Source organism: Aeromonas enterica, from assembly GCF_054052465.1.
Window position 1 is genome coordinate 1 of sequence record NZ_JBSTYL010000061.1, and the last position, 892, is coordinate 892.

Genomic DNA, 892 nt, shown 5'->3' on the forward strand with positions numbered 1-892 from the left:
GATGCGCACCACCGCTATCGCATAGCCGCCATTATGATCGGTGACATAATAGGTCACGTCGTACACGCCGGGCTTGTCGGCCACGAAGTCGAATCGGGTATTGGTGATGTCGGTCTTGCTGGTCGCAGAGACAGTGGCATCAAAGGCATAGACATCCGTCAGTTGCAGCGGATCACCATCGGGATCACTGATGTGATCTTTGACATCCACCGTCACCACGGCGCCGGGCAGCACATCTTCCGGCCCCGCAAAGTTTTCGGCAATGGGCATGCCATCGGCCGATTTTGATACCGATACATCGATGGCCCCCGCCTGCACTTCGGTGCCATCTGCGCTGACATAGGAGTACATCAATCGGGTAATGCCGGGCACGCCAGCAGCGGTGTAGGCGATACGGTTGTTGACGGGATCGGCCAGCGCAGTGCCGCTGCCCAGCACCACGACCTCAGGCTGAAGGGTAAAGCCGGTCGGGAAACTGCCCCCCAACTCGGTCGCCAGATCGATGTCGATGGTCTGATTGACGACCGCGGTTTCGGACAAAATGGGCAGGGCCGCCGGTGAGGAGGTGGCCGAGATCACCACAACGCTGGTGGCTTGTGTCTGCTTGGGTTTTGCCGCATCTGTGGGCACATTTTCTACGGTATAGAGGTAGGTACACGCATCGGCTCGCCCATTGTCGACCTGGAAGCTCAGCTCTGTGCTGTTGACCATTGGCGCGGGGCAGCTGCTGGATACGGGTTGCACCGACACCAGGCGCAGTGCCAGACCTTGCGGATCGTTGACCCGCCCCTGCAACGACACGACGTTGTTGGCACTGGGCTGATCGGCCGTCAGCAGCTGATCAAAACTGTCTCGCGCCAGCGGTGCCTGCACTTCGGCAGGGGAGCTTGTG

1 protein-coding gene is annotated in these 892 nt (G+C 60.0%); it reads right to left on the reverse strand.

From position 1 onward, the window contains the following. On the reverse strand, positions 1 to 892 hold an 892-nt coding region (locus tag ACW5XD_RS23875), incomplete at both ends, for an Ig-like domain-containing protein (protein ID WP_456497019.1).